The sequence below is a fragment of the Mangrovimicrobium sediminis genome (assembly GCF_004745945.1).
In the GTDB taxonomy this organism is placed as follows: domain Bacteria; phylum Pseudomonadota; class Gammaproteobacteria; order Pseudomonadales; family Halieaceae; genus Mangrovimicrobium; species Mangrovimicrobium sediminis.
Genome location: NZ_SRLE01000009.1, coordinates 253,623 through 272,312 on the forward strand (window position 1 = coordinate 253,623; position 18,690 = coordinate 272,312).

17 protein-coding genes are annotated in these 18,690 nt (G+C 59.8%); 7 read left to right on the forward strand and 10 right to left on the reverse strand.

The window, feature by feature from the left end; genetic code table 11:
• The first annotated feature begins 154 nt into the window (after positions 1-154).
• Together E4634_RS14040 and E4634_RS14045 are read left to right on the forward strand one after the other, a co-directional pair.
• Positions 155-349 carry a hypothetical protein gene (locus E4634_RS14040; RefSeq protein ID WP_135444943.1) on the forward strand — a complete coding sequence of 65 codons (195 nt, stop codon included), beginning with the start codon at positions 155-157 and terminating at the stop codon, positions 347-349.
• 27 nt (positions 350-376) lie between these two features.
• Positions 377-1,948, forward strand: coding sequence for a hypothetical protein (locus tag E4634_RS14045; RefSeq protein WP_135444945.1), 1,572 nt, complete (start codon positions 377-379; stop codon positions 1,946-1,948).
• A gap of 368 nt (positions 1,949-2,316) precedes the next feature.
• Here the strand turns inward: E4634_RS14045 and E4634_RS14050 are convergent, their stop codons facing one another.
• Positions 2,317-3,486, reverse strand: a complete 1,170-nt coding sequence (locus E4634_RS14050; protein ID WP_135444947.1) for a Fic family protein — start codon at positions 3,484-3,486, stop codon at positions 2,317-2,319.
• A gap of 630 nt (positions 3,487-4,116) precedes the next feature.
• Here E4634_RS14050 and E4634_RS14055 point away from each other — a divergent pair.
• The 5 genes from E4634_RS14055 to E4634_RS14075 all read left to right on the forward strand — a co-directional run bounded on the left by E4634_RS14055 (position 4,117) and on the right by E4634_RS14075 (position 10,030).
• Entirely contained in the window at positions 4,117-4,650 is a 534-nt protein-coding gene (locus E4634_RS14055) for a midcut-by-XrtH protein (protein ID WP_135444948.1), read from the forward strand.
• 74 nt (positions 4,651-4,724) lie between these two features.
• Entirely contained in the window at positions 4,725-6,725 is a 2,001-nt protein-coding gene (locus tag E4634_RS14060; RefSeq protein ID WP_135444957.1) for a transglycosylase domain-containing protein, read from the forward strand.
• Between the two features lie 167 nt (positions 6,726-6,892).
• The gene (locus E4634_RS14065) at positions 6,893-7,861 is read left to right on the forward strand and encodes a serine/threonine-protein kinase (RefSeq protein ID WP_135444959.1); all 969 of its coding nucleotides are present in this window, start codon (positions 6,893-6,895) and stop codon (positions 7,859-7,861) included.
• A 50-nt stretch (positions 7,862-7,911) separates the two neighbouring features.
• Positions 7,912-8,715 carry a PP2C family protein-serine/threonine phosphatase gene (locus tag E4634_RS14070; RefSeq protein ID WP_135444961.1) on the forward strand — a complete coding sequence of 268 codons (804 nt, stop codon included), beginning with the start codon at positions 7,912-7,914 and terminating at the stop codon, positions 8,713-8,715.
• Positions 8,716-9,013: 298 nt separating this feature from the next.
• Complete coding sequence (locus E4634_RS14075) at positions 9,014-10,030, forward strand: glutamine synthetase beta-grasp domain-containing protein (protein ID WP_206046903.1); 1,017 nt, start codon at positions 9,014-9,016, stop codon at positions 10,028-10,030.
• Between the two features lie 183 nt (positions 10,031-10,213).
• On the opposite strand, the gene E4634_RS14080 is transcribed toward E4634_RS14075, so the two are convergent.
• From E4634_RS14080 to E4634_RS14120, 9 genes are all read right to left on the reverse strand, one after another.
• Complete coding sequence (locus E4634_RS14080; RefSeq protein WP_135444964.1) at positions 10,214-10,957, reverse strand: NAD(P)-dependent oxidoreductase; 744 nt, start codon at positions 10,955-10,957, stop codon at positions 10,214-10,216.
• A 347-nt stretch (positions 10,958-11,304) separates the two neighbouring features.
• Complete coding sequence (locus E4634_RS14085; RefSeq protein ID WP_240725200.1) at positions 11,305-12,906, reverse strand: metallophosphoesterase family protein; 1,602 nt, start codon at positions 12,904-12,906, stop codon at positions 11,305-11,307.
• A 2-nt stretch (positions 12,907-12,908) separates the two neighbouring features.
• Complete coding sequence (locus E4634_RS14090) at positions 12,909-13,724, reverse strand: group I truncated hemoglobin (RefSeq protein ID WP_135444968.1); 816 nt, start codon at positions 13,722-13,724, stop codon at positions 12,909-12,911.
• 157 nt (positions 13,725-13,881) lie between these two features.
• Positions 13,882-14,259 carry a hypothetical protein gene (locus E4634_RS14095; protein ID WP_240725190.1) on the reverse strand — a complete coding sequence of 126 codons (378 nt, stop codon included), beginning with the start codon at positions 14,257-14,259 and terminating at the stop codon, positions 13,882-13,884.
• A gap of 42 nt (positions 14,260-14,301) precedes the next feature.
• Complete coding sequence (locus tag E4634_RS14100; protein WP_135444972.1) at positions 14,302-14,700, reverse strand: roadblock/LC7 domain-containing protein; 399 nt, start codon at positions 14,698-14,700, stop codon at positions 14,302-14,304.
• Between the two features lie 20 nt (positions 14,701-14,720).
• Positions 14,721-15,293, reverse strand: a complete 573-nt coding sequence (locus E4634_RS14105) for a GTP-binding protein (RefSeq protein WP_206046890.1) — start codon at positions 15,291-15,293, stop codon at positions 14,721-14,723.
• On the reverse strand, positions 15,290-16,321 hold the full coding sequence (locus E4634_RS14110; RefSeq protein ID WP_135444974.1) for a hypothetical protein: 1,032 nt from the start codon (positions 16,319-16,321) through the stop codon (positions 15,290-15,292). Before E4634_RS14110 ends, E4634_RS14105 begins: the two co-directional genes overlap by 4 nt.
• A gap of 535 nt (positions 16,322-16,856) precedes the next feature.
• Positions 16,857-17,756 carry a VPLPA-CTERM sorting domain-containing protein gene (locus E4634_RS21705; protein ID WP_206046891.1) on the reverse strand — a complete coding sequence of 300 codons (900 nt, stop codon included), beginning with the start codon at positions 17,754-17,756 and terminating at the stop codon, positions 16,857-16,859.
• A gap of 25 nt (positions 17,757-17,781) precedes the next feature.
• Positions 17,782-18,525, reverse strand: coding sequence for a hypothetical protein (locus E4634_RS14120; RefSeq protein ID WP_135444975.1), 744 nt, complete (start codon positions 18,523-18,525; stop codon positions 17,782-17,784).
• Between the last annotated feature and the right edge of the window lie 165 nt (positions 18,526-18,690).

Consider the following 18,690-nt stretch of genomic DNA (forward strand, 5'->3'; position numbering starts at 1 on the left):
GGACCTCATATAACCCAGGGTTATATTTCATTTTGTGACCCCAATGCCTTGAATTTAATAGTCAAAATTCATATTGTGTTATACGTAACGGGGAAACATTTGACTTAGTCGAAAGGATGCGCTAAAAGCCCCGCGCCATTACGGGAGATAATCGATGGATCGCGCCAAGTCAGTTTGGGAAGCCACATATCAAAGCGGCTCTACAAAATTAGAGGTGCTAATAGAAGAAAACGGCATCAATCAGGGCGCAGGTACTTCTGAGATTGTGAATACTCCTGCCGACGATGGGCAGCTTTTGCCTTTCCAGTCACGCTTTGATGAAGAGTGCCTAAATTTCATCATTTCCTAGAAGTCCAAAGCCACTCATCAGATAAGCATGCACCAGCCGCAAGCCCTGGAATTTTTTGCGTTTGGTGATAAGACGTGTCCGATAAGCCAATTACCCGACCACCTCCAACACAAAAGTTACATCAAAGCCTACCTGTCTGGCATCGGAGCGAAAACGCTCATCGTCGAGCCAAACTACTTTGACCGCGATTACCTGGACGAATTTGCCGCTTTTTATGGCACAAGCGCCAGGGGCTATAAAAATATTTGTCGCAGGGTTCATTTTTTCGACTCCGGAGAGATCTGTAGGGACCTGCTGGAGCGCGCTCTATCTGACGATAAAGGCGCCATAAAGCATTTTAACGACTCCTACATTGGATACATTATCCTACGCCCCCTTGAGGCGGCGCCATTTGGCCGTACCGTCCTAAGGCACTACCCACAGGGGAATCAACAACCAACGAGAATCGATACACCGGCGAGAACCTACACCTGCCATCTTGCAGGATTGGAACTGAGAGTTGAAGGACTGGCGTGGCAACAACAAGACCGTGGAGTATCCGCCTGCGCGACAATAGGAATATGGACCCTACTGCACTCCTCTGCTTTCGACGATGTCCACGCCATCCCGACTACAGCAGATATAACTCGCGCCGCACATCTTAACTCCTCGCTGGGGAACAGACCATTTCCGCAGTCAGGGCTAAAAATCGAGCAAATGCTTGAGGCGATTCTTGCCCATGATCTCGCCCCAGTCATAACTAATCCGGACGCACCAGGTGGATATTTCAGCAAGACAAAATTTGCCGCGACCTGCGCCTCTTTTATAAGGTCAGGATACCCTGTAGCCGTAGTCGGTAATTATGAAAATGATCCTGCACAACGTCATCTAATTTGCATAACCGCATTTAGAGAAGAAAGCGCACCAAATCATGCTCAGTCTCCTGCTTTACTGGACTCCGCCGTCAGTGTCATGTACGTCCACGACGACAATTTCGGGCCTGGCGTACGCTGCGAATTGCAGGAAGTCGATTTCGGTCTTCAAACACCCACCGGGGTTACAAAAATCCGAATAGCAGAATTGGTCTCATCTCCGCCAACCTACGTGCAAAATCCAGAACCACACTCTACAGTTCGGTTCACACCAACTCTCATCATTGCCGCGACACATAGTGACATCAACGTCACCCCAGATCAGTTTCATGTTGCAGCTTTGCGAAAGGCAACCTCGGCCCAAGCAATTGTGAATGCCGCCACCAGCACAACTCCCCAAGTGTCTGTGGCTACTAGGATCATGAAACTTTCCGACTATCTCTCACATGAATTGGGAAGATTTTTCGCGGGGTCTGGTGACTTGTTAGGTAGAGTCAGGTTGGATATTCAGGAGAAGGTAGCCCCAATGAGCCTACACATTGGCGTAGTGCGGATAGAAATAGATGGAGATTTGGCCCTAGATGTCCTACACGATACGACCGATTGTGACCCCAATCGGAAGGCATTTGCGCACCTGATATTTGATCGCGGGCTTAAAGCAATAATGGACCAAGTTGATCCAAACGCGAAACTCGCTGTTCTAGGAACCGAGGTGATTGCGCATGAACCTGCGAAGCCAGGGGCATAAACGGGGGCATTTTCTCTTTCCAATAGGCAGCTAACTTATTTATATCAATGAGTTAATGGCCCTATCAGGAGCTGTCTCTGGGCACCACCTTATCCCCTCCCCTATCACATACTGAAAACCCTCAGCTGTCGGCTTCAGAACCACCGACTTGGTCTGGCCCTTTACGCCAGGCTTATCAGCCTACACACAATGCGGAACAGGCTTACTCAAGGCAAAGCACTTGAGGCGTGCAGTTCCAGTGTCTTGAAGGAAATGAGGCCGCCAAAGGCAAGAGCGTACAGCACACTCGGATAGATAAGTTCTGTGGAGATGCCCACTCCCCCATAGCTAAAACAGGGGGGGTCCTGGCCGGAGGAGTTATTTCCTTCTCAAATGTCTGCTGGTTCTCCATAGGCGATATCGAGAATTTGCGGCGCAGCATAGACAACTGGCCTGAGCGTCCCATCAATCGGCACAAGAAATTGAGCTTCAACCAATTTATCAATATCAGACTGCGCGGTAGGTTGAGACACGCCCGTGAGTTGCCGCACGATCGTAGTGGTCAAAATCGGTCGGGTAAACAAGCTGTCTATGAGTGTGACCAGGCGGATGTTCCCCTGCGTAATTTTCGCTATCCAGTCATCTCGCAGGTAGATCAATGCGTCACAACGGGCAATCGCATCTTCGGCCTGAACTATGGTGCCCTTCAGGCAAAATTCAATCCAGGCCGACCAATCCCCACGCGCGCTCACATTAAATAGATTGTTTATATACTCGTCCTTGTACCGTTCAAAAAATGGACTCATATACAACCACGGCATAGAAAGGCCACACCACTTCCAAGTGGTTAGCGCCAGAATAAGCCTGCCAACGCGACCATTTCCGTCTCGAAATGGATGTATAGTTTCAAACTGGTAGTGAAGCAGATAACACATGATCAAAGAGTCATACTCCCGTTGACCTTGCTCCTCCGGACGCAATTTTGCATCTAACTCTTGCAAGCACTGGGACAGGTGAGTGGGCGGGGGCGGTATAAATCGCCTGCCCGATCCAATGTGAACTTGTGTCTCTCGAAACTTGCCTGGTGACTTATCGTCTCCTCGCACACCTTCCAATAACCACTGATGCAGGTTCCTTATCAGACTCAACGACAACGGATACTCTTGGAGCGCGTTAAAGCCCTCCCGCAATGCCCTCCCGTAATTAGACACTTCGAGTTGCGCGTTTGCCTTGTCTCCCGAGGTCGCCGGAACAACTGGCTCCAATTCAAAAAGTAGCAACTCCTTGGGCGTGGCATAGGTACCCTCCAAACTGGACGATCGAAGTGCCTCCCTGCTCCGAAGAGGGGACAACAGCAACTCCGGGTTTGGCAACCTGCGGCCAACACCATCCAATCTCCCAAGAGCCATTTTCGCATCTGCCAATAGAGCCCATATTTCTTGTGGGATCTGCCAATCGGGATACAGGGGGTTTGGAACGAAGGCCCTGTCTTTGCCTGTTGATACAGGAACGGTCACTAATTGGCCGGTTTGCTCATCAGTAAACTTTGAAGTATCCATATAAAGCCAAATAATCGGTCAAATATTTTGATTTGACATGGTCTATGCAAAATATAATCGGGAATATTTTATTAGATGATTGGAGCCTATACAAAATATTTGGCTATATATTTTACTTTGTAGGCCCAATACAAAAGCACAAACTTCATACGAATGAGCCACTTATGCGGGCATATCTATGCCAGCACGCACCCATTATTCATATATATCAATTGCTTATGCGATTTATTGGAATGTCTCTCCGGGCACCATCCCAATCCGCAACTCCCCAAACGCTCCTCCAGTCACCGGGCTGCCTCTACAGCCCGGGAGAGAGTTCGTACGCCCCGGTCCCGATCGTGTCCGACACCACCAGAACACCCGCCCGGCACACTGAACCTGCGTAACTGATCACCTGGCCACCCGGCCCTTTCGGGCTATTCGCGGGATCTCCAATCGTGGTCTATTATGCGACCGCGTATTATTTTCCGGTTGAACCAGACCACACCCACCGAGCCAGCTTGCGCGACCAGAACGCGCTAGCGAGGGAATCTTTTTTGTCTCGCTCGGGGCCTGTTCGTCGGGACCAGAACCTTTTTCGGGACCAGAGCCTCCCCCGCCCGGCCGGGGAACCAACAAGGAGAAAAACCAATGAACCGCAGCAGCATCCAGCCACTGGCGATTGTCGCGCTTACGCTGTCCCTCGTCGCCAATCCCGCCGCGGCGCAGATCATCTACTCGCCCACCTCTGTTGACGCGGTACCCACCCTCAGTGGCTACGCCCTGCTGCTGTTGGCCCTGCTCATGGTGGTTGTCGCCTGGCGTCGCTTTGCCCGTCACGGCGCGGGTGGTGCCGCGCTGGTACTGGTGGTGGCTGCAGGTGCCAGCGGCATCGGTGGCGCGCAGCTGGTCTCCGACGCTGTCGCCGGCGGTGGTGGTGGCAACATCCTCAGCTTCATCGACTCGCCCACCGGCGGCTCTGTGCCGATCACCGACGGTTCCCTCAACATCTTCGAAAATACCTCCGGCGTACCCCAGGACATCGACGATGTAATCCCGCCTGAATCCTGCCCGAATATCGACTTCGGCCCCCTCGATGGCGCACCGCAGTGTGTGCCCGGCGCCACGGTCTCCACCGGCGCCAATGGCATGTGTTACGTGGATTGCCGGATACCGGTGCTCTGATCGGGGCCGCCAGTTCGCACATTACGCGTTGCGGGGGAGGCTGACTCCCCCTACTTCGCGGAGACCCCACCGGCGTGAAGCGCCGCTTCCTCATTATTCTCACCGTACCGCTGCTGGCCTGCCTGGCCCTGCTCACGGTACTGCTGCCCGGGCTGCCCAGCGCCGAAGAGATTGTCTCTGCGCGCCCGCCGGCCTCAAGCCTGCTGCTGGACCGCCACGGCGAACTGCTCTACCGCTTCTACGACGAGCAGGACCGCATCCCGGTAGACCTTTCAGAAGTGCCCGAGCACCTGGTGCAGGCGATCCTCGCCGTCGAGGACCACGACTTCTACACCCACCCGGGTTTCTCCCTGTCCGGCATGGCGCGGGCGCTGCGCAACAATATGCGCGGTGGCGGTGTGCTCGAGGGCGGCTCGACCATCACCCAACAGCTGGTCAAGAACCGCGTGCTCAGCACCGAGAAGACCCTGCTGCGCAAGGCGCGGGAGCTGGTCCTCGCCCTGCGCCTGGAATGGCGGCTCTCGAAAGCCGAGATCCTCGAGCTGTACCTCAACCAGGTCGCCTTCGGCGGCGCTGCCTATGGCGTCGAGGCCGCGGCCCTGTCCTATTTCGACAAGCACGTCGGCGAGCTGACCCTCAGCGAAAGCGCCTTCCTCGCCGGCCTGCTGCGCGCGCCGAGTCGCTACGGCCCCTTCCGCACCGGCAGTACGGAATACCTGTACCGCAAGCGGCTGGTGCTCGGGCGCCTGCTCGCCGAGGGCTGGATCGACCAGGGCGAATACACGGCGGCACTGCACGAACCGCTACGCTTCGCCGAGCGCCGCGTGACCCTGCGCGCGCCGCATTTTTCGCTCTACGTCCGCGACCTGCTCACCCAACGTTTCGGGGAGCCGCTGCTGGACACCGGCGGCCTGCGCATCCGCACCACGCTGAACCTGCAGTTGCAGGAGGATGTACAGGCGATAGTCTCCAACGGGGTGGCCGAGATGTTCCGCCACTGGGTGGGCAACGGCGCGGCCCTGGTCACGGCGCCAGGTACCGGCGAGATTCTCGCCATGGTCGGCAGCGTCAACTACTTCGACGCCGGGAAAGACGGTGAGGTCAACGTGACGCTCGCCCTGCGCCAGCCGGGTTCGACGATCAAGCCGCTCACCTACGCCATGGCGCTGGAGGACGGTAAGACGGCGCTGAGCATCTACACCGACGAGCCCATCGAACTCGAGGTGCCAGACGAGGGCGCCTACACGCCGCGTAACATCGACTACGAATTCGACGGCGAGATCACCCTGCGCCAGGCCCTGGCGCGCTCGCGCAATATTCCCGCGGTAAACCAGCTGGTGGAGATCGGCGTGCCGCGCTTTATCGCCAAGGCGGAGACCCTGGGCATCCACTCCTGGAGAGACCAGAACCCCTACCGCTACGCCCTCACCCTGGGCAGCGGCGAAGTGCGGATGCTGGACCTGGCGCAGCTGTTCAGCACCTTTCCCAACCTCGGCTACCCGGCGGCGCCCGACCCCATCCTGGAAGTCTTCGACCGCGACGGCGCGCGCATCTACGCAAGGGAATGTGTAAGCAGCACAGCGGGCTGCAAGGGCGAGCAGGCTTTCGCACCCGGAGTGGCCTTCCTCATCAATGACATCCTCTCGGATTCCCGGGCTCGCGAGGAGACCCTGGGCCAGGCGCTGGACCTGCGCATTCCCGGCCACCAGGTCGCGGTGAAAACCGGCACCACCGACCTGCTGCGCGACAACTGGGCGATCGGCTACACCACTGACCGGCTGGCGGCGGTGTGGATCGGCAACAACGACGGCTCGCCCATGCGCTACCTGCACTCGGGCCAGCTCGGCGCATCCACCATCTGGAACCGCATCATGCGCCGGCTGCTGCTGACCAAGCCGGAGCACCGCTTCCAGGTGCCGCCGGATATCGTCCGTCTCCCGGTCTGTTCTACAGGCACGGATAGGTCCTGCAGCGACTGCCAGCCGCGCGAGGAGTATTTCCTGCGCGGTACCGAGTCCGCCGCGCAATGTGGCGCACTCGCGGCCGGTGATAACGAGACGTCGGAAGCAGGCTAGCCTCACGCTTCGCTGCGCCGGTTGCCGGCCAACCTCCACCGGCGTGGCAACCCCACCCGCACCCGGGCGAGTGCCCCGCCCCCGGGCACTACAGAATTCAGGCGCTTTCAGTATACTGCCCCCACAGCGCCCACCCCGCAGCGCAAGCGCGCACCGACGGAGTACCCATGCTCGAATTTCCACAGCACCGGGCGGCGGATGAACCGCTCTACGCGGAAGACACCGACGCGCCCCTGCCCGAGAAGCTCAACCCGCGCACGCGCTACGCGTACTTTTCCACCATCGCCACCGGTGGCAAGTCGCTGATCAAGTCCTGCAAAGACCTGCACCTGCGTCGCACCATCTGCTACAAGAGCCTGCGCCCGGAGTTCGTGAACGACCCCATCGAGAACCGCCGGCTATTGCGCGAGGCGCGTATCTCGGCGGGCCTGCAGCACCCGAACATCGTGCCAACCTACGAGATAGGCCGCGACAACCGCGGGCACTATTACTTCACCATGAAGCTGGTACACGGCTACACCCTGCGCGAGGTGTTCAACTACCGCGAACGCTACGACCTGACCCAGCTGGTCGACGTGCTGGTGCAGGTGGCCCACGCCCTGGGTTATGCCCACCACAAGGGCGTGCTGCACCGCGACATAAAACCGGAGAACATCCTCATCGGCCGCTACGGCGAGGTGTTGCTGCTGGACTGGGGCCTGGCCAAGGTCTGGCACCGGGAGGCACCGGGTGAAGGCGACATGTCGGTGGACGACGAAACCGAATCCGCCAGCGTGCCCGACATCGGCATCGACATGACCGGCAAAGGCAAACTGCAGGGCACGGTCATGTACATGTCGCCGGAGCAGATCGACCGGGATACCGATATCAGCTATGCCTCGGACATCTACAGCCTGGGCGCGCTGCTCTACGAGGCGCTCACCGGACAGACCCCCTTCCAGGGTGATATCGTCCAGGTGCTGCTGCAGCAGGTCCGCACCGAGACGCCGGCGGACCCGCGCTCGGTGAGCAGGTTGCACGTACCGGACATCCTCGCCCGCCTGGCCATGGACTGCCTGCAGAAGGACCCTCTGCGCCGGCCGGGATCCGCGGAGGATGTCGTTCGCATCCTGCGTGAAAACTGGCAAAATGACTGAGGCGCCTGCGGGCAGCCTCTGACCTTCTACCCACCCGGCCACCGGAAACCATGTCGCGGATCAGTCTCGAAGACCTCGCCGAAATCGAAGCCGGCTTCGCCAGCGAGGATATCGTCGACGACGCGACTACCACCGGTATCGCCTGGCACAGCGCCAGCCGCACGCACGTCGGCCGGGTCCGCCACATCAACGAGGACGCCTTTCTCGATGCGCCGGAGCGACGCCTCTGGGTAGTCGCCGATGGCATGGGCGGCCTCAACCGCGGCGACTTCGCCAGCAAGGCGGTGGTGCGCGAATTCGGGAATTTCACCCGGGGGCACACTGTCGCCGACTGCCTTCGCGATATCGAGGCACGCATGGCGGCGGTCAATGACACCTGCCGCACGGCATTTCGCGGCAAGCGTTCAGGTTCGACGGTGGCGGCGATGCTGGTGTTCGGCGACCACGCCTTCTTCCTGTGGGCCGGTGACAGCCGCATCTACCGCTGGCGGGGCCACACCGTGGAGCAGGTCACCGAGGACCATACCGTCGCCCAGGAAAAGCACGCCCGGGGCGAGCTGACACCGGAAGAACGGGACACCCACGCCTCGGTCAACGTACTGACCCGGGCGGTGGGCGCGCACCGCCAGTTGAAACTGGACGTCTGCTATCACCGGGTGGAACCCGGCGACCGCTACCTGCTGTGCAGCGACGGCCTGTACCGGCACATGGCGCTGCCCGAGGTGGCCTCGCTGCTGCACCGCGGCACGCCATTGCAGGTGGCGGAGAACCTTATTGACCTGGCCCTGGACCGCGGCGGGCACGACAATATCACCGCCATCGTCGTCGAGGCCGGTGACTCGCAAGCGGGCTGAAGGCAGCGTTCGCCGCGTCCTCCCTGGGGAAGCCGTAGAGCACCAAAATAAAGCCCCCCAGCTCAGGGTTCGCACCTTTATGGTGCACTGCAAGACACCTTCACTACACCCCAATACCCCCGCCACTCCCAGAGCGCCCGGAAACCGCGGGTTGTGCCCTCATGTGAATACTTATGCACCATAGGGGACAAGGCCAAAAAAATTGGAATAATTTTTGCCTATTCATCTGCGCTAGAGCGAAACGGCCCACACCGGTGCCCTAGAAACCACCGCAATCCATTCAACAGAGAAATGCATGATGAAAAGTAAGTTGGAATATATCTGGCTGGACGGCTATACCCCGACCCAAAGCCTGCGCAGCAAAACTATGGTTCGCAAAGATTTCGGCGGCACCCTGGAAGAATGTCCGATGTGGTCTTTCGACGGCAGCTCCACCGAGCAGGCCGAGGGCAACGCTTCCGACTGCCTGCTGAAGCCGGCCATGGTCATCCCCGACCCGGATCGCAAGAACTCCTACCTGGTAATGTGCGAAGTGCTCAACGCCGATGGCACTCCCCACGTCTCCAACGGCCGCGCCACCATTATGGAAGGTGAGGACGACGAGGATTACTGGTTCGGTTTCGAGCAGGAATACTTCCTGTGGGATTCCAAGACCGACCGTCCGCCGGGCTTCCCCGCCGGCGGCTTCCCCGACCCGCAGGGCCCTTACTACTGCTCGGTCGGCGCCAAGAACGCCTTCTGCCGTGACATCGTCGAAGAGCACCTGGACATGTGTCTGGAAGCCGGCCTGAACGTCGAGGGCATCAACGCCGAAGTGGCCGCCGGCCAGTGGGAATTCCAGATCTTCGCCAAGGGTGCCAAGCGCGCCGGCGACGAGATCTGGCTGGGCCGCTACCTGCTCGAGCGCACCGCCGAGAAATACGGCCTGTGGATCGAGTGGCATCCCAAGCCTCTGGGCGACACCGACTGGAACGGTTCCGGCATGCACGCCAACTTCTCCAATACCGCGATGCGTGAAGAAGGTAAGGAAGAAGTCTTCACCAAGATCTGTGAGGAATTCGGCAAGAACATCGAGCGCCACATCAGCGTTTACGGTGCCGACAACCACCAGCGCCTGACCGGCCGCCACGAAACCCAGGCGATCGACGAGTTCAGCTACGGTATCTCCGACCGCGGCGCTTCTATCCGTATCCCCATCACCACCCCGGAAGATGGCTGGGTTGGCCGCCTGGAAGACCGTCGTCCGGCGTCCAACGCGGATCCGTACAAGGTCGCTGCGGCGATCATCAAGACCTGTAAGGAAGCCGGCTACTAAGCCCGGTGACCTGCAATGGCCCGGCGGCATCAGCTGCCGGGCCAGTCTCCTCGCTCCACCTCTTCTTCTCCACCAGACCTTCGAGAATCATTGCCGAGACCTTCGGCCTGATTCCCTGGACCCGATACATGGGCCTTCGGGCTGTGGCCCTCCCGCACCAGGCGTGCGTGCTCGGCGGTCTGCTCAGGGCACAGCATCGAGATCGTAGATTGCGGGCATCCGGCCCCGCCATTCCTCCCAGTTCGCTTCGCTATCCAGCAGTCCGGCAATAAAGCGCGCAACGTTGGCCCGGTGTGTCCGGCCGGGGTCGAGCAACGCGCTGCGCACCGGTGCCGGAAAGGCCGCCACGCCGACCTCAGGTTGGCCGTCGAGCAAAGCGTCCGGTCGCACTGCCACCCACTGAATCGATGGATGCTGCGTACCGATTTCATCGCGCAGATAGTTCGCCGCCGCCTCGTTGTCCGCGTGCGGTGGCACCAGGTGGCGCAACAACCAGAGCAGCACCGCCTCGCGACGCGAAACGCATTCACCCGCGACATGGTTCTGGTAGCCCACCGTGCTGAGCAAAACGAGCCGCAACGGTTCTGCGAGCGAGGCTGATTCCAGCGTGTTGCACAGGCGCCGCAGGCTGTCGTGCACCAGGCGTCGGGGCGGGCCGAAGATTCCGCGCATGCTCAGATTGTGGCCGAGACAGGAAACCACGGCAGTGCAGCGCGCCAACAGCGCCGCCAGCTGTGCATCGCTCATCTCCAGGATGCTGCCGCGGAGGATCTCGAGCTTGTCGCGCTCGCACAGTTCAACGGGTAGCACGGAACCATCGCGAACCAGCGCCAGCACCCTGGCACCGCTGGCGAGTACCTGCTCGACGACCAACCGCCCGACAGCGCCGTTGGCACCCAGAACCAGAACGCAGGCCGGATCACTCACCGGCGCGAACGCCCGCGACGGCGGCCTGTGCCACCTCGTTGTACGACTCGCCCTGCTCGCCGCACTTCGGCACCGGGCCAGTGGCGCCCAACTTCCGTATACGCATGGGTTAAACCTCCTCGGTTCTCAATGCCGATAATGCGGGTCTGCAGGCAGGCACGCCACTACCGGGAGCGCGGGCGCTGACCCAAGTGCCCCGCGGTACCAAAGGGAATCTCTACCTGGCGCATCGGCGCCGTGCAATTTCAGGGGACCACCGAGCCGTCCGAATTCATTGATCCCGGGCCCCTCATGCCAGGGAAAGGCAGGCGAGCCGACCAGCGTTGGACCCAACGCGTATCTGTCGATCAGCGGGAGATCATTCCTGGATCCGGATCAAAACGGGCCAGGTGGTGCATAACGTAAGCCGGAAATTCCCGGTCGTGCATATCCCGCACCACGGACTGGAGATCGTAGGAGACGCGATGATAAGTGACCGTCTGGTCAGCACAATCAAACACCGCATACTGCGCGCGCCAGTCCTGGTTTCTCGGCTGACCCACCGAACCGGGTGACACCAGGCAGGCCTGGGCGCTGGAGATATCGACCACGTCGCCGTCCTCGAAGCGGTCCATTCCCTTGTTCGGGCGCAGGTACACACCGGGCATGTGCGTGTGGCCGTGGAAACACAGGGCCAGGTCCTTGCTCACCATGTAGTCGAGGTTTTTCTCGTAGGTGGAGGCGTAGACGTAGGCGTTGAAGAAGGTGGGGTCGCGCGGTGCGCCGTGCATGGCAATGAACTGCTCGCACTGCAGGTGGGTGTCGATATCCGCGAGCCATGCCTTGTCCGCATCGCCGATGGTGTTCACGGTCCATTCTATCGCCCAGGTGGCGGACTTTGAGAATCGCCCGCCGGTGGAGGCGCAGGACGCCGCATGGTCGTGGTTGCCGCGCACCACCATGAAGTCGTTGCGGCGCATGAGCTCGACACACTCGGCGGGGTGCGGCCCGTAACCCACCACATCTCCGACCACGATAGCCTGCTCAATGCCCTGGCGGCGGATGTCCGCCAGCACCGCTTCGAGCGCCGGCGCATTGGCGTGGATGTCGCCGAACACCGCCAGCTTTTTTTCCGGATTGTAGACCGGGACGGCCTTGCGCACGGCCCGCGATTTTGGCGGCGGACGCAGGTTCAGCAGCAGGCGATCGAGCAGCGGCTGTTTTTCCTCGGCGATAAACAGGGATTTCATCCGCTCGTGAATGACGTACAGGCCCAGCGGGTCGTTGTCGAAGTAGGCCAGCACGGACTGCCTGATCTGGTCATTGATCACATCGATATCGTCGGGGGTGACCCAGGGAAGCTGCCTCAGGTACACAAGCAGCACGTGGGAGAACGACGTAAACCGGTCCCACTGGTAGGTGTCGTCATCGATGTAATAGATCGTCTGCCGGTCCGGGCAGTACCCGAAATTCGACAGGCCCGCATCCAGGCACACCTTTTCGCCGGCCTTCTTCAGGGTCATGTCGATGACCTGGCACAGCGCCCAGACCTTCTGATCGTGTTCGGGCAGGCTGTGGCTGCGCTGCCCGGAGAGTTGGGCTCCGGTCTCCAGCAGCTGATGCAACGGGTCCAGGTAGGGCATGATGTTGGCGGGAAATACCTCGCCGTCGAGTTCTACCAGGCACCAGGTCTTATCCGGGTGGTAGAGGCCGAAATCCCGCTCAGTCTGCACCCTGGACGACACCCAGGTGCGCGTCCCCTTTTCCGAGTTCCCGCGGAAGGCCTTCACTTTCAGGATGTTGTGCTGGTCCGTGAACAGCGTGGTGCTCACCCTGCCGGTGAATTCGCCGCCGTGGCTCATCGGCATCTTGCCGCGTGCCAGCAGGGCATCGATGTCCTCCAGCGAGTAGCGACCGGCCCCGCCGACCTCGATGATTTCAAGCGCGCGTGCAGCGCTGCCGGATTCCATGCTCACAGCGGACTGTAGTCCTGGGGCTTGCGCGGTACGATCGGCATCTGGCCGGGACAGCGCATGACACAGGTTTCGACGCCGGCCTTGGTGATCGACGGCCGGAAGGATTCGTCGAAGTCCAGCCACAGCAATTTGAGGGACTCCTGCACGCCCTCCTCCTCGATGGAGCGCTTGAGATAATCGTGCCGGATGTCGAACATCTCTTCGTCGATATACATGTGCATATGCAGGCGCTGCGGCGGCTCGGAGGTGTAGTCCGCCAGGGCGCCGAAATAGTGGAGCGTGAATTCAGTCTGCTTTCTCACCAGCGCCGTCTTGCTTTTGCCGTAGAAGAACTGGCCGATCCAGGCGTCATCGAACAGCCGGTCGTAGAGCCGGCGGTGCACCGCGTCGATCACGGCTCGCCCACCCAGTTGCTGGAGGAAGTCATCTTCGCCGCTGTCGTTGTCGGCTTCGCTGTCCAGCTCATCGAGACACTGGTTCATAGCGGCGAGCGTGCGGGCAAATACCTGTTGCCACACGGCGTGTTCGTCTGCCGCGAAGTACCGGCCACAGACTTGCTCGCACAGCAGGACAAATTTTCCCGAGAACAGTTCAAGCAGTGATCGCTCGCGCACACCCAGCGAGTGATGCAGGCGGGTGATGGACTTGAGCCTTACGGGATTGAAATCGCGCTCCGCGAGGCTGCCGAGGAATTTCAGGGTGGCAACGACCTTCAGGCGTGCCTGGGCCGGGTCTGTTGGCAGCAGCGCGGCCAGGCCGGCATCGCGATAGAGGCTCTCGCCAATGAGTCGATCTACGTCATCGCCTCGCACTGACAAACCGCGGTGCACGTCGACCAGGATACGGCGAAATAACAGGAGTTCGTGGGAAGAAAGACAGGAGTGCACGGGTGCAGGCTCACACGGGAAACAGCAGGCCGCCGAGGACAAACCACAGCGCTCGACGGCCGATACTCACTGGCATGCCAGGTTACGGGGACAGCCTTTCGATTTCGTCCAGCTTGCCGCGCACGGCAGCCCAGCCCATACCGAGGTTGGCCTTCTTTGAGGTAATCAGGACCACCAGCACGTTGCGCTTGCCCTTGCAGGTCGCCATGAAGTGGTAGGTACCAGGAGTGCTCATCTGCACTTCTTCAATCGAGTTGGTCACTTCCTCGCCGCGCTGGCTGGAAAGCAGTTCCTCGACCGCGCGCACGTTCTTGCCGCGAATCATCTCTACCGCAGCGGCGGCCACTGCGTCGAGATAGGTTTGGGTGAAGTACGGCACACTGTGCGCTGCCGCCAGCATCAAGCCAGTGTCCACGTCGACTACCGCTGCGCCGAGGGCGCCGTCGACGTTCCTTTGCATTGTGTTCATTGTTTCCTGTAAAGACATAACACGTTTTCCTGTTTAAGAAATTAAAGCACTGAAGTTTTTTGCTACATTCTCCGCGCAACTCTTCGATGCACTCAGGAGAATTCCCAACCCGCCCGGGGACTGCGTAACAGCCACCAGTACAAGTATCTTGTTGACGTGCCGGAACACCACGTGGCCGAGGTCGTTCTCGATAACCACGTTCTTACACGCACCCATGTTCAACTCTTCCGTCACCGTATCGCCCAGGGACATCAGCGAGCTGCCCATGCTGGCCAGGCGTCGCATCGGCTTTTCCTCCCGCATGTGGTTGGCGATCATGTGCCCGTCGACACTCACCACCAGCATCGCGTCGATCGCGCTGTAGCGATCCATGGTTTCTAGCAGGCATGGCCTGGTGATTTCTGCCGCTTGTTCAACCGACAACTTCGTCATGTTCTTTCACTCGGTAATGTCTATCCGCCAATCTCCAGCATCGCAGTCAGTGACTGAAGCAGCAGGTTCACGTCCTCAGCCTTGCGCGCGTCGATCGGGTAAATCGGGAAAAAGTATCCCTTTTGTTCCATGTACTCGTAGTACTTCTCCATCCCCGAGCTGGCGGCGACGTCAGTGTGGGTCACCCCGACTACCGCCGTGCTCTGGGCGATGTGATGGCTGAAGTTCTGCAGGTAGGTTTCCAGGTCGCCGAGCGGGTCGGGGGCGGAGTCATCGACCATCAACACTACGCCCAGCGCGCCCTTGATCAGGATGTCCCACATGAACCGAAACCGCTCCTGGCCCGGCGTGCCGTAGAGCGCGAGCGTCGTATCCGCGTCCAGCTGCAACTCGCCGTAGTCCATGGCGACGGTGGTGGTTTCCTTGGAATCCTGTACTTCGTCGGTAGCCACAACATCGGTCTGCACGACTTCGATGTCGCTGACGGTTCGTATCGCCTGGCTTTTACCAGCGCCGACAGGGCCGGAGAACACGATCTTGATGTCGCTGCTTTCAACGCCATCGAGGTCCAGAAAGTTTTCTGTCATTGTCATTTTGCGAAAAACCTCTTGAGCAGCTTGCCGAGCAATTTTTCTGATTTTTTCGACTTAACCGGTACCGCACTGCTGCTGCCGGCCTGCTCGCCGGACCCGGCCAGTTCAAGAATACCCAGAGCGTCACAGGCGGACATGAAACGGCAGGCCTGGTCCAGCGGAACATCGAGCGCGACGGACAGGGACTGTGCACTCATCCGGGATCTCATCAGGATCCCCGCCGCTTTCATGTACCAGTGCTCGTAGGTGAGCGTGGCGAAGTTCGGCCACCTGCGCAGGCGGTAGCAGGCGGCCGTATCCACAATCCTGGCATCGTCCAGGGCAAGGGCCGCATGCCAGACCAGGGACTCCATGCGGTAGCCAAAGAAATTCGGCTTGTTGACTACCCGACGCAGGGAGGCGTCATCCAGCGAGCGTTGTTGGTAAGTCCTACCCGTGTTCTCGCTTGCTTCACGGGTGGCAAGAAAACCCGCAATCTCGGTAAACGTCCCATACACGTCGTCGGTAGTCGCCAGGTAGTACACCGGTCCGGCTCCGGCGAAAGTCAATTCGACACTCTGTTGCTGCTCACGCGCGCACTGCAGCACATCGACGACGCGGGAGTACTCGAAGGACTCCGCACTGCCCAGGCTGAAGGTCTCGCTGTCCGCCGCGCGAGGCGGCGTTGAGGCATGTGCCGGCGGCGCAGCTTCTGTCTGCGACAGCTCGGTATTCGCGGCCGGTTCCTGGGGCTGGAACAGTGCGGATACACCGAGGATGGTCTGCGCGACGTCCGAGCTGCTGCCGGGTTTCGGGATATACCACTCCACCCCGTCCACCGGTGTCGGGCCGTAGACGATGGGAACGATCTTCTTGCTGTCGATCAGGCGCATGCTCCCGGGATCATCCGGGGAGATGACGACGGCATTCGCCTCGCTGGCCTCGACCATACGGAACTGGCCGCGGGATTCCACCATCAACCGATAGAGAATACGGTTCAGATGTGAGCGCTCAGCAGCGTCAAGCAGTCGTACGTAGAGATTGAGCAACTCTTACATCCTCCTTAAGTTAATACTTGAACCGCCTAAGTCTTAACTCATCCAGGAGGACTGTTCAGGGCGCAAGATCCAATGAATCGAATGATTCTGTCCCAGCCTATTAGCCTTGGCAATGCAAAGAGGCCAGGCAAATCTCGACACTGTTAAGCTCTTCACAGAAACAATTCATCGGGCGTTGAAACTGAAGATTTTTAGGAGGAAATTGACTTCCAGCAATGTACGGCAGCAATCATTCTGGTGCGATTTGTGTACAGGTGGCCACTTACTGCGGAACAAGTGACCGAACGATCACCTACAATCTTTGTGGATACTGGGTTGTCAACAGACTGGTGTGAACGCCGGCTTGGTCGGAACTCGTTGGTGAACCTGTTGAGAAGTGAGGCACTGGCAGTCAATGGCCTGCACCGGGCGCTTAACGGGGGAGCGAATACGCGCAACCAAGAGTCCGGCCAGACCGCATCGCCAGGTGGCTGGCCAGCATTGAACATTGCAAGCGCGCCGGACCAGGCCCGGCGCGCCGGCCTGTTCAGGTGCGCCGGCGGCGCCCCACGCCCGCCAGACCCATGAGCGCCGAGCCGAACAACCAGGCCGCGGCGGGTACCGGCACCGGAGACACCTCCATACCCGGGGAGATACCGAAGTAAAAGTAGTCCGCGAGCTGGATATCCGGCAGGTTCTCGTCCGACAGGCGCGCGAGGTCGTAGGCGGCCTGGTCGAATTCGAACAGCGGGTCGACCCACACTTCCGAGAACGCCGAAGTGTTGTTGATCGGGTCGATGATCGCCTCCGCCAGCGCGGTCAGTTCGATATGGAACACGGCATTGGTCGGTATACCGTCCAGGTAGTAGGTGTTGGTCACCTTTTCCCCGTTGTAGAACGGGTCGTCAAAGAACGCCTCGTCATCGGTGTTGTAGTCGACAACCGTCTGGTCACCGAGGATGTTGGTCACCCGCACCCGGCCGTAGCCCTGGGTGCCGGTGTTGCTCTGCGAGTCGCCGCCTATCCGGCTGGCCATGGTGGTCAGCGCCAGGTTGATGCTGTCCAGCTCCGCGTACTCCGGGTAGATCGGCAGGATGGACACGTAGTACTCGAGTTTGGTGTACGTGGAGGCGCTGCGATGGTTCCCGCCGCCACTGGTGCCGACCTTCTCGATGTGCACGTTGGCCATGGCGGAGCCGGGGTAACCGGTGGTCGTACCCTCGCCGGTCACATGGGCGCGAAAGCCGCTGCCGAAGGTGTAGTCGGTGGTCTGTGTCCCCACTCCCTGCCAGACCCTGGAGTCGAGGCCGAAGGTCACGACAGAGCGCGCGTGGTTCAGGTCGTAATCCGGCGCGGGAGCGGCCTGCGCTGCCGGTGTAGCAGCGAACAACAGCGCCAGGCCGAGCGCCGGCGCGAATGTCGGCGCGATAGATTTACGGTAGAACATGAATCTCTCCTCGGCTCGCGCCGGTCTATTTGCGGTTGGCGGTGAACGGGAGAATCGCGGCCGAATAACCGACCTCGGATCCGGCGTCCAGGGACAGCGGCGCAACGATCAGCATGTACTCGGCCGGGCCTTCATAACTGGCGCCGCCCACCCCCCAGATGCCGTAGAGCACCTGCTCTGGGTTCTGGGCCTCGCGGCTTCCCACTCCGCCGTAGTAGGCGTCGGACGTCTGGGGCTTGAACGCGACACCGTTGGTACCCCAGACCGCTTCCAGGCTGGGCGGCGCTTCCCCACCAAACAGGGGATCTTCAAAACCGAAGATGGGATCCTCAAAACCGAAAATCGGATCCTCGAAACCAAAGATGGGATCCTCAAAACCGAACAGCGGATCCTCGAATCCGAAGATCGGGTCCTCAAAGGCCTGCCAGGACGACACCAGGCGTCCGGCACCGATCTCGATCAGCGCACTCTTGCCCGGGTTGGCCAGGATCGGCTCGGACAGCGAGCCGTAGACCACATGCCCGGTCTCGATGTCGACCACCCCGACCACCATGATCATCTTCTCCCCACGAGAAGTGATCGCGGCGAGTTGGGTGTTCTCCACCATCTTCTGCGCCAGCTCGGGCAGGCTGGCGTACTCGCCCTCGATGCCCGCACTGAAGCTCGCGGCGGCGACGTCGGTTTTCAACTGTGCCTGGACCGGTGCGGTGAGAGCCCCAGCCAGTGCGAGGCCCGCCATGTGGACGGCAAACTGCTTGTTCATAATCATTGTCGTGCTGCTCCCTGTTCGAAACGTGGGTTCATTGCGTGGAAACCTCTGTTTGTAAATGGCCGGGCAGAATCCGGGTCATTCAAGAGGTAAAACACGCCAGGGGCGCCACAACTGACACGCGCAGCGAAAAAAAATGAAAAATTTTTGGGGAGGGGGCCCAGA